General features: G+C 40.9%; 9 protein-coding genes. 4 read left to right on the plus strand and 5 right to left on the minus strand.

Annotated features, from left to right (window positions below):
• Nucleotides 1–209 precede the first annotated feature (209 nt).
• A complete protein-coding gene (locus tag J4856_RS07520; RefSeq protein ID WP_428842426.1) occupies nucleotides 210–1,130 on the plus strand; it encodes an IS256 family transposase, variant Zn-binding type in 921 nt (306 codons plus the stop codon).
• Between the two features lie 559 nt (nucleotides 1,131–1,689).
• Here J4856_RS07520 and J4856_RS07525 read toward each other — a convergent pair.
• The 3 genes from J4856_RS07525 to dnaE form a co-directional block, all read right to left on the minus strand.
• Nucleotides 1,690–3,999 (minus strand): outer membrane beta-barrel family protein, encoded by a 2,310-nt coding sequence (locus tag J4856_RS07525; RefSeq protein ID WP_065367838.1) that lies wholly within the window; start codon nucleotides 3,997–3,999, stop codon nucleotides 1,690–1,692.
• Between the two features lie 243 nt (nucleotides 4,000–4,242).
• Nucleotides 4,243–4,557 (minus strand): thioredoxin, encoded by a 315-nt coding sequence (gene trxA, locus J4856_RS07530; RefSeq protein WP_004360465.1) that lies wholly within the window; start codon nucleotides 4,555–4,557, stop codon nucleotides 4,243–4,245.
• A gap of 78 nt (nucleotides 4,558–4,635) precedes the next feature.
• A complete protein-coding gene (gene dnaE / locus J4856_RS07535; protein WP_025837369.1) occupies nucleotides 4,636–8,355 on the minus strand; it encodes a DNA polymerase III subunit alpha in 3,720 nt (1,239 codons plus the stop codon).
• Nucleotides 8,356–8,486: 131 nt separating this feature from the next.
• Between dnaE and J4856_RS07540 the strand changes: the two genes are divergently transcribed.
• From J4856_RS07540 to J4856_RS07550, 3 genes are read left to right on the plus strand one after another with little or no spacing between them, the layout of a single operon-like run.
• Nucleotides 8,487–9,191 carry a phosphatidylserine decarboxylase family protein gene (locus J4856_RS07540; protein ID WP_025837366.1) on the plus strand — a complete coding sequence of 235 codons (705 nt, stop codon included), beginning with the start codon at nucleotides 8,487–8,489 and terminating at the stop codon, nucleotides 9,189–9,191.
• 2 nt (nucleotides 9,192–9,193) lie between these two features.
• A complete protein-coding gene (gene pssA / locus J4856_RS07545; RefSeq protein ID WP_025837364.1) occupies nucleotides 9,194–9,898 on the plus strand; it encodes a CDP-diacylglycerol--serine O-phosphatidyltransferase in 705 nt (234 codons plus the stop codon).
• 18 nt (nucleotides 9,899–9,916) lie between these two features.
• Nucleotides 9,917–10,186: a DUF4834 family protein gene (locus J4856_RS07550; RefSeq protein WP_025837362.1), complete on the plus strand. Its 270-nt coding sequence runs from the start codon at nucleotides 9,917–9,919 to the stop codon at nucleotides 10,184–10,186.
• A gap of 458 nt (nucleotides 10,187–10,644) precedes the next feature.
• Here J4856_RS07550 and tsaE read toward each other — a convergent pair whose 3' ends face one another.
• Together tsaE and porX are read right to left on the minus strand one after the other, a co-directional pair.
• Nucleotides 10,645–11,055, minus strand: a complete 411-nt coding sequence (gene tsaE, locus J4856_RS07555; RefSeq protein WP_025837360.1) for a tRNA (adenosine(37)-N6)-threonylcarbamoyltransferase complex ATPase subunit type 1 TsaE — start codon at nucleotides 11,053–11,055, stop codon at nucleotides 10,645–10,647.
• 232 nt (nucleotides 11,056–11,287) lie between these two features.
• Nucleotides 11,288–12,907, minus strand: coding sequence for a T9SS response regulator signal transducer PorX (porX, locus tag J4856_RS07560; protein WP_025837358.1), 1,620 nt, complete (start codon nucleotides 12,905–12,907; stop codon nucleotides 11,288–11,290).
• Nucleotides 12,908–12,915 lie beyond the last annotated feature (8 nt).

The raw sequence follows: 12,915 nt of genomic DNA on the forward strand, positions 1-12,915 counted from the left end.
TCAGAGGGTATATCTTAGACGTTAGTGTCTTGGATATACCCTCTTTTTTTTGAGTCGTTTAAAACCGAAGATGACGGCCTTCGATTAATTGAACTTAGTAGGTAAAAGGTGAAGAAAGTTTTTGGCCTATATGACAAAAATGTGCTTAAAATCCTTGTAACTATCTAATAATCATTATCTTTGTTTTATTTATATTTTTATGGCAAAAAATCTGCTTTTATTGTGGCTCAAAATCGACTATAAAACGTGGTCATCTTAATGGTAGTCAACGCTGGTATTGTAAGTGCTGTAAGAGGAGCTTTGTTGGACATAATCGCCTTACCAATACCATTGTCAATAATCGTTATTCCAAGGGTAATCTAACAGTCAAAGATCTATCAGAGGAGTACGGAGTTTCAACCAGGACAATTTATAGAAAACTCACCAAATCTTATAAAGAAGAACTTCCCAACCTTCTTGTTCGCCCTGTAGTGGTTTTAATGGATGCCACCTATTGGGGACGTAATTTTGGTGTCGTTATCATGAAGGATTCATTGTCTGGTGATGTACTTTGGTTTAAGTTTATCAATAGGCATGAACGTCTTGAAGACTATAAGGAGGGCATAAGCTACTTGGAGTCACTTGGGTATACCATTCAAGGGCTTGTATGCGATGGTTTTAAGGGACTTAGGCAAGCTTTTCCCAATTATAAATTCCAATTATGCCAGTTCCATCAAGTAATGACTATAAAGACAAAACTAACTTCAAGACCCAAGCTTGAGGCTTCAAAAGAACTGCTTGAATTATCCAAGATGTTATGTCATACGGACAAGGAGTCCTTTATTGGGGCTTTAAAGGAATGGTACACCAAGTGGGAGGATTTTCTTAAGGAACGGACAACAACAGAAGATGGAAAATCACATTATACTCATAAAGCTCTACGTAGTGCTTTTTTGAGCCTTAAAAGGAATATGTCGTCATTGTGGACATACTATGATTACCCTGAATTGAAGATGCCAAATACAAACAATGCCATTGAATCACTCAATGCAGATTTAAAGACAAAATTGAACCTACACAAGGGGATCAGTATGGAAAGAAGAAAGATCTTCATCCAAGACTTTATAAAGTCCCATTCTCCTAAGAAATAAAAGGGGAATGGGAGATTTTAAGCACATTTTTGTCACATAAGAGAAAACGACGCTAAAATAAGCACACTTTTGTCACATAAGCCAAGTTTTTTAATTGATGTATCTTCGCCCATTTGACCATGGAAGAATAATTGGTCCTCAAGTATTTGGAGCGATGGATGTTTGGTGTTGATGAAATGGCATACGAAGGCACTGAGCGAAGGGAGGTTTAGTAAGAAATCTACTTTTTATAAGTCAATCTAATTCCTCTTACTCATACAAGTTGTTATAAAGACTTGTAAATGGTTTTATATCTTGTTTTATTCAGTCTGAATACATGGTATAATAAGCTTTTTGTTGACTTTCAAAGCCTTGTCATCGAATTATTTTCATGAAAATATTTTTTTTTTCATGAAGAAAAATATTTCTTGTCGTGAAAATAATTATTTCTTTTCATGTGAATAATTTGGTTTGAACCATAAATAAGCCCTTCGTAAATAGCTTTGTATTTGCGAAGGGCTTATCTTTTATAGTGGGTTATATGCTTGGTAAATTGTTGAACTATTGGCTTTTACGCAATCTATAATCTGCTCTTTTCAGCCTGTCCAGCACCTGTTCCCTTATATTTACTGCGTGAAGTGTTGAACTTATAGGTAACAGTTAGAACAAACTGACGGCTGTCGTATGTACTAATCTGTTGTGTCTCCATTGACTCTGTGTAACTAATTCCTCCTTCTTTTTGGGTATGGAATAAGTCTGTACCACCAATGCGAAGTGCGAGTCTGTCCTTTAGGAAGGATTTGGTAAGGCTGATGTCGACGTTTCCTGAGTTTCGTACAACGGAGCCAATTTCAGCATCACCGCTCTTGATGTAGTATGACTCCATTGACAACAACCAACCTTTTCCAAAGTCAAAGTTGTTGTTGAAGCTGAATTGCCAGATAGGCTTGTTCAGTTTATACGTCTTCGTACTTGTATGTAATGTGAGCCATTGCTTCTTCATTAATGCCGTGAACTCAGGTGTCCAGATGCCTATTGTTGGCGAAAAAGCCAACTGAGTAGATATCGTCTTGATACTTGGAAGATTCGTGTAGGTAAGGCGTGTGATGGCTGAGTTATGACTGTCTTGTTCGCTCCAGTAGACAATGGCGTGGCGACGGTCATTGTAAGAAATGCCAAACTGGATGAACTTCCACATTGCTCCTAAGCTTATGGTGTGGATGTATTCGTGCTGAAGCCGTGGATTACCCGACTGCATCAAGAAACGGTTGCCGTATGTAACGTTATTACTTAACTGTCGGTAAGAAGGGCGACGTGTTCTCGCAGCATAGCTTAATTGCATCTGTAGGCCGCCTATCTGTGTAGCTGCAGAGATGCTTGGGAATAGGTTGCTGAACGAACGACTTTGATTAGCAATGTGCTGTCCGTTCTCATAATAGTTGAAGCGTACCGCCTCCCAGCGTAGACCTGCTGTCAACTGGCAGATTGATAGCTGGTGTTTGTATTCCATGAAAGGAGCTATATTCGACTCCTTTAGCTGTGCGGATGAACTTGGAATATAGTTTTCCGGATTGCTATATGCGTCATTGCGGTTCGTATAGGTATATTCTGCACCCACTGACAGATTACCTCCTAAAATGGGATAGCCTAAGGTTAGCTTGGAAGCAATGAGCCTATTACGCTCTTGATTGTCGGAAGTTACGGTGCGACTAACCTTGTTACGACTTTCTTCTCGATAGGTTGTATGGTCATTTTGCTTGTTATAAAGATAATCCGCATTGAAGTCTATATCCATCTTTCCTATCTTTCCAACATAGTAAAGATTAATGAATTGGGAAGGACGATGGGATAGCTTGCGCATTGCAAAGGTGTTAAGATGGTCGTAGAAAGTCCCGTTTGCCGTTATATCACTACTAAGTGTAAGAGGTAGAGGGGAGTCGTGGTGGAAGTTAAGCATGTATTTGATACCAAAAGAATTACTATCATTTAGCTGATAGTCTGCTCCTACTGTATTTTTGAAAATAGAACTCTTTTCGGTGGCTTCTATCGTGAAATCCTGCTGCCAGAGGGTGTCTGTCTGAACAATTGTATTTGTTTTGCTGGGATAGTGACCATTGTCAAGTGAATAGCCATGCCCACCAAAGAGTTCTAAACGGTTATGGCGGTATTTCCAGTTAAGCTGTTCTGAGAGGTCTACATTCTCCGACTGGTAGTAGGCGGAGCGTACATCGAAGCCAAAGCCGTCGCCTACAGCCTTCTTCGTGCGTATCTTTACGACTGCTCTTACTGCTGCATTATATCTGCTTCCGGGATTGCTTATCACCTCAACGCTCTTGATATCGCTTGACTTTAGGCGTTCAAGCTCTGTCGCATCACGCATCTGACGACCGTTGATATAGATGATAGGTGTACCTCTACCAAATACTTCGTAGCCATCTTTCTTCTTTGTCAGTCCCGGAACATGTGCAAGCACATCCTCACAAGTGCCGAGCTTGCTCAGAATGGTGTTCTCGATGTTCGTTTGTATACCCTCTGTTGTCATCTTGTGTAGGGGAGCATTGCCTTTGACAACTACCTCTTTCATCATTTTTGCATCTTCTTTCAGAACGATAGTAAGGTTGTCTTGGTTGGAAAGAACCGTAGTGAAGGGTTCATAACCTACAAAGGAGGCTTTAAGGACATTACCTAATGTAACCTCCTTGAAGTTAAAACTACCATCATCAGCGGTTGTTGTGCCAACAATGAAGGTAGAATCCTTGACTGAAAGAATAATGACATTTGCGTAGGGGATAGGCTTCTTGTTTTCATCAAGCACCTTTCCTGATACGGATTGTGCATTAGCTCGAATTCCAGTGCAGAACAGAAGGAGGATAAGCAATAGTTTTTCCATAACTAATGAAGTTAAGTGATACGAAAGGTTCAAACTCAGTTGCGCTTTTAAAAAGCGATAGGTTTCTATGGCAAAGGTATAAAATTATATGATTACTAATAAAAAAAAAGGAAAAACTTTCAGTTTGATGTGCCTTTTTTAGTTGTGAGGTGGTTTAGAGATAAGACTTTATGTACAAAAAAAGCCATACCAGAATCCAATCAAAGGATTACTGATATGGCTTTATATTTATAAGTGTTTAGCTTAGAGCAGAGCGTCGAACTTCTCTTTGAGAACGTCCTTTGAAGCTGCGCCAACAAACTTGTCTACCAACTGACCACCCTTAAAGAAGAGGATAGTTGGGATATTACGTACACCGAAATCAATGGCTACGTCATCATTCTCCTCAACATCACACTTGCCTACAACAATCTTACCGTCGTACTCTTCAGCAAGTTCAGAGATGATAGGACCAATCATCTTGCAAGGGCCACACCATGTTGCCCACAAATCAACTACCAATGGTAACTCACCATTCTTGTAAGTCTCTAAATTCTCGTTAGTAATTACTACTTCCATTTTTATTCTGTTTATAAGTTTATTAATATTGTCTTTTCTATCTATTTACTCATCATCAAAGATTGTGCCACTTTCGATTTAGTTGATATGGAACTCCATCTTCTCATTCGACGAGATAAAGTCTATCAGCGTACGGTCGACGTTAACGCCACCATTCTTACTCCTTAGCATAAGAACTGTGTTGTCAGGTGTTCGCAACTGTATGTAAAGTTGTGTGTTGCCGATGTGTTCCTCGATGACGGTTGCTAATTCTGAAACGAAGGCATCGTCTAATGCTGTTGCGTCCATAGAGATGGTAAAGCGTTCCAAACGATTTTGTTTCACGTCATAGAGTTGCTCAATCTTCTGCACCTTTAGCTCTAACATGTCAGGATTATTGCGGTAACGAGGCTGACACTTAGCTGTTATATAGACGGTGTAGTTCATCTTCAGGAGGTTGTTCCATCGTGCCCAGTCGTCACCAAACAATGCTAATTCGCCCGTTCCTTCAAAGTCTTCTATCGTGACAAAGCCAAAAGGCTTTCCTGTCTTTTGTGAGAAGCGTTCGTTTACAGATGTGACAATACCGCCAAATGTCACTTCGTCAGCTTTTGCCAATTCTGTCATATTCGCATTGCGACCTATCATAGAGCAACGAGTGTTACACATGTTGTTCAGTACAACACTGTATTCATCGAGTGGGTGGGCTGACAGATAGATACCAACAAGTTCACGCTCCTTGTTTAATTTCTCAATGACTGGCCACTTCTCTGCCTTTGGTGCGATAGGATGTACTACATCAATAGCATCCATGCCTCCGAAGAGGGAGTTCTGTTGTTGTGCCTTTTCAGCTTGGAAAAGCTGCCCATAACGGACAATAGTATCTAAGAACAAATCACCCTTTGCAGTGACTGCAAAGTATTGTTCTCGCTGTAAACCGAAGCTGTCGAAACCACCACTATAAGCTAAACTTTCAAATGCTTTGCGGTTTACATTACTGAGGTCGACACGCTCAGCAAAGTCATATATATCCTTATAAGGACCATTCTCCGTGCGTTCACGTACAATACTATCAGCCGCACTTGCCCCCATTCCCTTGATAGCAGAGAGTCCGAAGCGAATCTCACCATGCTTATTCACACCAAAGCCAATCTGACTCTCGTTGACATCAGGACCAAGGGTTGCAATCTTCAATGCCTTACATTCCTCCATCAACTTTGTGATTTCGGTAATCTGACTGAAGCGACGTGTCATCAACGCAGCCATATATTCGGCTGGATAATGCGCCTTCATGTAGGCTGTCTGATAAGCTACCCATGAGTAGCAAGTGGCATGTGACTTATTGAAAGCATAGCTGGCAAACTTCTCCCAGTCGCTCCATATCTTCTCAAGAACTTGTGGGTCGTGTCCGTTCTCTTGTCCTTGCTTAATGAACTTAGGCTTCATCTTGTCAACGATAGCCTTCATCTTCTTACCCATCGCCTTACGAAGGGCATCACTCTCACCACGTGTAAAGTTCGCCAACTGGCGACTCAAGAGCATTACTTGCTCCTGATAGACTGTGATACCGTATGTGTCTTTGAGGTACTTCTCCATACATGGGATGTCGTACTTCACCAAAGATGGGTCATGCTTACGCTTGATAAAGTCTGGGATATAGTCCATTGGACCTGGACGATAGAGCGCATTCATGGCGATAAGGTCTTCAAACACAGTTGGATGAAGCTCCCGGAGGTACTTCTGCATACCTGCCGACTCAAACTGGAAAGTACCAACGGTCTGTCCACGTTGATAGAGTTGGTAGGTCAATTCGTCATCAATAGGAATCTTCTCAAGGTCAATCACGTCACCAGTTGTCTGCTTAACAACCTTGCAAGCCTCCTTTAACTCGGAGAGAGTTTTCAGTCCTAGGAAGTCCATTTTGATAAGACCAGTAGATTCGATCACGTGACCATCATACTGAGTTACAGGTACCTTCTTCTCTGGGAAGTCTGGGTCTGTTGCCGTAGAGATAGGTACCCATTCATCAATAGGGTTACGACAGATAATGAATCCACAGGCATGGATACCCGTTCCGCGCACTGTTCCCTCCAGCATCTTAGCGTATTTAATAGTATTGCGCTCCCTTATGTCTTCACTGACCTCTGCGTTCTGCAACTCTGGAGTGCACTTGATGGCATTCGTTAAGTTCATCTTCATGCCATCAGGTAATCGTTCAGGAATCGCCTTACAAAGGGCATTAGAGACATCTAATGGTAGTTTCTCTACGCGGGCAACGTCCTTAATGGAGTTCTTTGTAGCCATCGTAGAGTAGGTAATAATATGTGCACAGTTTTCGTGTCCATACTTATCCATGACCCACTGCAACACTCGTCCACGTCCATCATCATCAAAGTCGGTATCAATATCGGGGAGGTTGACACGGTCAGGGTTGAGGAAACGCTCAAAAAGTAGGTCGTACTTCAATGGGTCAATCAGCGTGATACCAAGGCAATAAGCCACAACAGAGCCTGCCGCCGAGCCACGACCAGGACCCACTATTACGCCTAATTCTTCTCTTGCCGCATTGATAAAGTCTTGTACTATAAGGAAGTAACCAGGAAAACCCATCGTTTTCATGACATGCAACTCAAAGCGGATGCGGCTGTCAACCTCATCAGATAGTGGTTCGCCATACAGCTTTTTAGCACCATCATAGGCTAACTTTGCAAGGTAATCAGCTTCAAACTTAATACGATATATCTTCTCATAGCCACCTAAACGGTCGATAACGGCTTGTCCTTCTTCAGGTGATAGCGGATTATTTCCGTTCTCGTCCGTTGTAAACTCCTTGTATATATCTTCTTCGCTGAACTTCTTTTTCCATTCTTCTTCTGTTCCAAAGTCTTCTGGAATAGGGAAGAAAGGCATGATAGGACCATGATTAATATTGTAGGTCTCTACCTTATCAAGAATCTCCAGCGTATTTGTCATTGCTTCTGGGATGTCTGAGAAAATCTCATTCATCTCTGCACGTGTTTTGAACCACTCTTGTTTTGAGTAGCGCATACGCTTTGGGTCATCCAAATCTTCATTCGTTGAAAGACAGAGCAGGTGGTCATGTGCCTCGGCTGTTTCCTTATCTTCAAAGTGACAGTCATTGGTACATACTATCTTTATACCATACTCCTGTGCAAACTCCATGAGCACTTTGTTGGCTTTCTGCTGTAGAGGATAAGCCTCACGGTTGGCCATCAGACTTGGGTCTTTTACTTCATGACGTTGCAACTCAAGGTAGAAATCATCTCCAAAGACACGATGATACCATTCGCAAGCTTCTCTTGCCCCCTCGATATCATCATGAATAATCTTGTTAGGAACTTCACCTGCAATACAAGCTGTACACACAATCAGTCCTTCATGATACTTCTCAAGCTGCTCACGGTCTGTACGGGGACGATAGTAATAACCATCTACCCACGCATTAGATACAAGTTTAATAAGATTCTTGTATCCTGTATAGTTCTTTGCCAATACGATAAGGTGGTAGCCTGAATTATCATGCATGCTCTTGTCCTTATCATGCATTGTGCGACGGGCTACATACATTTCGCAACCAAAGATAGGTTTGAAAGGTTCTTCGCCCTTCTCTTTCCTACCTTTATTGACCTTAGCACAATAATCAGCAAACTCTTTTATGCCAAACATTACACCATGGTCAGTTATCGCCATACCCTTCATTCCGTCTGCAATAGCCTTGTCAACAAGGCGTGTTACCTTTGACTGACCATCGAGAATAGAATAATTTGTGTGGACGTGTAAATGTACGTAATCTTCCATTGAACTTATGCGTTTTTGAGCTGTAAAGTTACTATGAAAAGCCGATATGGCAAAAGATTGAGAGTGAAAATTTGTGGAAATGACAAAAAAGAAGTACCTTTGCAACAAAACAAATACGTCGTTTATCGACCATGGGGAAAATAAAAAAGAAACTCAAAAAGATTAGAATCCATCACGAGGGAACAAATACATTGCTCTATGGAGCTATAAGTCTTGTTCTTATCGCCTTGATTCTTTGGTTTGCAGTTCCATCTAAGATACCATTTTGGATTTTTGCAGTAGTGTTCGGTACTATATATTGTATAGTTCTTAACTTTTATCGGTGTCCTATTCGCTATTTTGGAAGTGAAGATACAGAAGGCATCGTTGTAGCACCTGCTGATGGACATATTGTAGTGATAGAAGAAGTTGATGAAAACGAATATTTCCACGATCGCAGATTGATGATCTCCATCTTTATGAGTTTATGGAATGTGCATGCTAATTGGTTCCCAGTTGATGGAGTCGTAAAGTCGGTTCAACACTTCGATGGTAACTTTCATAAAGCTTGGCTTCCTAAGGCAAGTGAGGAGAATGAGCATGCTGACACTATCATCACAACTCCTGATGGCACTGATGTACTCTGCCGACAGATTGCGGGTGCTATGGCACGTCGTATCGTAACCTATGCTAAGCCTGGTGAGGATTGTTATATTGATGAGCATCTTGGTTTCATTAAGTTAGGTAGTCGTGTTGATATCTTCCTGCCAGTAGGCTCGGAGGTATGTGTGAAAATGGGACAGGCAACAATGGGTGACCAAACGGTTATTGCAAAACTGAAGCCAAATAACAAATAAAGATGAAGAAGCATATTCCTAACAGCATTACTTGTTGTAACTTAATCTCTGGTAGTATAGCCACGGGCTTTGCCTTTGGAGGTAACATAGAGATGGCGTTATTGTTGATAATTATTGGTGCTGTTTTTGATTTCTTTGATGGAATGGTGGCGCGCTTACTGCATGTGAGTTCACCTATCGGTAAGGAGTTAGACTCTTTGGCAGATGTGATAACATTCGGTTTGGCCCCTTCAACGATTATCTTTTCACAACTACACGTGATGGCTTATCCCACATTCCTTGAGCCTTTGCGCGACTATTTACCTTATGTAGCCTTCGTCATGGCAGCTTTTTCAGCATTGCGCCTTGCCAAGTTTAATCTTGATGAACGACAGGCTTTAGGTTTTATAGGATTGCCGACACCAGCCAATGCGCTCTTCTGGGGCTCACTACTCGTTGGCTTAGGAGATAAGTTGGAAAATCATTCATGGGCTTTATTCTTTATTCTTGCAGGTGTCCTAATTAGTTCATGGCTGCTTGTGTCAGAGATTCCTATGTTTGCATTAAAATTCAAGCATTGGGGCTTTAAGGGTAATGAGGTGAAGTACGTCTTCCTGTCAACCTGTATTCCGCTGATTCTTATCTTTGGTATCTCATCATTTGCGATTATCATTGCTTGGTATGTGATACTATCAGCTATCGTAAAACAATCTCCTACACAGAAGTAAGGAGTTTAATTCAAAGCTATGTCAATTATCGCTTTTATTCTAAAGTTTGCATTCTTCATCTTTATAGTGTTTTTAGCACTTATTTTATGGGTGGTTTACGTATTCTATAAGCAGATAACACGTGCACGTCGTCAGTTTAATCCTAATGGTAATCAATATCAAGAACCAAGCTCCAATGAGAATACGATTATTGATAATCGCTCAATGAAAGAACGTCATAAACAGATTATTCCAGATAGTGAGGGCGAGTATGTTGACTTCACAGAGGTTGAAGACACCGAATCATAATAAAGATGAACGTTAGATAAGATATAAAAATATAGGACAAATCCACTTGATTTGTCCTATATTTTTGTTTTTTCTCTTATATGGATACTCAATCATAATTGAATTAGAGTAACTAAATCTGCCCTTTTTACAAAGTTCTAAACTCACGAGATAACTCCCATCAATCATATACAAGAAAAAGATTGGAAAAGGTCTTCATCAATGAGTTGATTTCATTTTACCGAGTAATCCATAAACTTAATTTCCTGTCATTCCTGTTATTTTGATAGTCGATTAACGCTCTATGTCTCAGTGAGATGCGTGAAATGTTAAAAATGACAGCAACTTAAACTTCAACTAATCTTGCGTTTTAGGTGATAATTTCTTCCTTCTTTGAGAACTCTTTTTATTCCAAAGTTGTAACGTATGAAGAAATATCTCGCATCTGTACATGCGGGCGTAGCTACCACTCTTTTCCGTTAGCAACTTAGTTTACGAGTACCATCAGGTTGCTCATCAATGGTAACCTTGATAACATTCTCAGGAAGGATGTCTTCAATCAACTCTGGCCATTCAAGCAGACAGAGGTTGCCGCTATAGAAGTAGTCTTCATATCCCATGTCATATACCTCTTCCAATTTCTTGATACGGTAGAAGTCGAAATGATAGATTGGGTTTCCATTACCGTCAGTATATTCATTAATGATGGCGAAGGTCGGAGAGGTGATAACATCTTCCACTCCTAAGACCTCACAAAGCGCTTTGATGAAAGTAGTCTTTCCAGCACCCATCTTTCCGTAGAAAGCGAATACCTTTCCATCACCCATCCCCTTAACGAACTCTTTGGCTGCCTCGTGGATGGTTTCGAGGCTTTTGATTGCAATTTCCATATTGTCTTCTTTTTATTTTGATTTATGTGTCGGTGGTTGTGATTTGTTCGATTTTTTATAGACTCTTATAAGTCATAGAAAACTTTATAGACAGCCATGTTCGAACACTTCTTTATCAACCAAAACTTGTTTTGTTATTTCTTCTTTTCCTTATAAAGAAACTCTTCTGCAGTGTCTTCTTCAGTGTTTTTTGGGGGCTCAAGTCTCCTTTGTGAGCTTGAGGGGTTTTCTTTTACCTCTTTCTCGGACTGAGTGTCACTATCGGAACAATCATCTCCTCCATAGATATACCTCCATGCTGGAAAGTATCTTTATAGTAAGAGACGTAGTAGTTATAATTATTTGGATAGGCGAAGAACGAATCTCCAGTAGCAAAGACATAGCTTGTGCTAAGATTTGGTGCAGGCAATTGTGCCAGATGCGGATTTTTAATTGCGAACACCTGCCGTGCATCGTAGTTGAGGTTCTTTCCTAACTTATAGCGTAGATTAGTGTTCGTGTTTCGGTCACCGATAATCTTCACAGGATTGGTAGTACGGATAGAACCATGGTCAGTCGTAAGGATGACCTTATAGTCTGACTGTGCTAACTCTTTAAAGATATCTGCGAGAACGCTGTGCTGGAACCAACTGAGTGTGATAGATCGATATGCACTCTCGTTACTAGCTAACTCGCGAATCATTCTCATCTCGGTACGTGCATGAGAAAGCATGTCGATGAAGTTAACAACCAGGACATTGAGGTCGTTCTGTGAGAGATTATTATATTGTTGCATGAACTTATCAGCGCCAACGGAGTCGTTAATCTTATAATAAGAGAACTTGTCATGACGACGATAACGCTCAATCTGGGTTTGTATGAGCGGTTCTTCGTTGAGGTTTTTACCTTCTTCCTCGTCTTCATCTACCCATAGTTCTGGAAACATCGTTGCTATTTGCTTTGGCATTAGACCGCTAAAGATAGCGTTGCGAGCATATTGTGTGGCAGTCGGCAGAATACTCATGTAGAGGTCTTCTTCAATATCAAACATGTCACCAATCTCTTTTGAGAGGATTCGCCACTGATCAAGTCGGAAGTTGTCAATAACGATAAGAAAAACCTTTTCACCTTTGTCGATGAGTGGGAATACTTTGTTTTTGAAGATATCCGTGCTAAGCATTGGGCGATCCTCGTCGTTGTTAGTCTGCTGCTTCTTGTTTTGTCCAGCCAGTTTTGAGAAGCTATTGTTTATCTTGTTGTCTTGTGGTGCTACCCAGTTCAGATAATTCTTCGCAATGTATTTAGCAAAACCATTGTTGGCTTCTTCCTTCTGCATCTTTAGCATCTCAGTCATATTGCTATCTGCACTGCTTAGTTCCAGTTCCCAGTGTACTAGTTTACGATAGGCTTCCTTCCAATCATTGAAAGTGCGACAGTCGGCTATCTGCATTGCAATCTGTTGATAGTTCTGTTGGTAACCACTTTGTGTCACTTCAGTGACAATCTCCTTTTGGTGGATATTCTTCTTCAAAGTAAGGAGAATCTGATTAGGATTAACAGGCTTAATAAGGTAATCGGCAATCTTTGCACCGATAGCCTGATTCATAATATCTTCCTCCTCACTCTTCGTTACCATAACAATCGGTGTGGCTGGTTGAATCTCCTTAATACGTTGTAATGTCTCTAAGCCAGATAATCCTGGCATCTGTTCATCCAAAAGAACGAGGTCGAATGTTTGTGTTTGGCATTGGTCGATGGCATCTGCACCATTGCTAACCGTTACCACTTCGTATCCTTTTTTCTCAAGGAAGATAATGTGTGCCTTTAGCAACTCAATCTCATCATCTACCCAAAGTAACAATCCATTGCTCATAGCGAATT

It is taken from the genome of Prevotella scopos JCM 17725, assembly GCF_018127785.1.
Classification (GTDB): Bacteria; Bacteroidota; Bacteroidia; order Bacteroidales; family Bacteroidaceae; genus Prevotella; species Prevotella scopos.

What these genes read in the sequence shown, in the direction of transcription:
- J4856_RS07525 (WP_065367838.1), bottom strand. Translation starts at nt 3,999, where the DNA reads ATGGAAAAACTATTGCTTATCCTCCTTCTGTTCTGCACTGGAATTCGA.
- trxA (WP_004360465.1), bottom strand. Translation starts at nt 4,557, where the DNA reads ATGGAAGTAGTAATTACTAACGAGAATTTAGAGACTTACAAGAATGGT.
- dnaE (WP_025837369.1), bottom strand. Translation starts at nt 8,355, where the DNA reads ATGGAAGATTACGTACATTTACACGTCCACACAAATTATTCTATTCTC.
- J4856_RS07540 (WP_025837366.1), top strand. Translation starts at nt 8,487, where the DNA reads ATGGGGAAAATAAAAAAGAAACTCAAAAAGATTAGAATCCATCACGAG.
- pssA (WP_025837364.1), top strand. Translation starts at nt 9,194, where the DNA reads ATGAAGAAGCATATTCCTAACAGCATTACTTGTTGTAACTTAATCTCT.
- J4856_RS07550 (WP_025837362.1), top strand. Translation starts at nt 9,917, where the DNA reads ATGTCAATTATCGCTTTTATTCTAAAGTTTGCATTCTTCATCTTTATA.
- tsaE (WP_025837360.1), bottom strand. Translation starts at nt 11,055, where the DNA reads ATGGAAATTGCAATCAAAAGCCTCGAAACCATCCACGAGGCAGCCAAA.
- porX (WP_025837358.1), bottom strand. Translation starts at nt 12,907, where the DNA reads ATGAGCAATGGATTGTTACTTTGGGTAGATGATGAGATTGAGTTGCTA.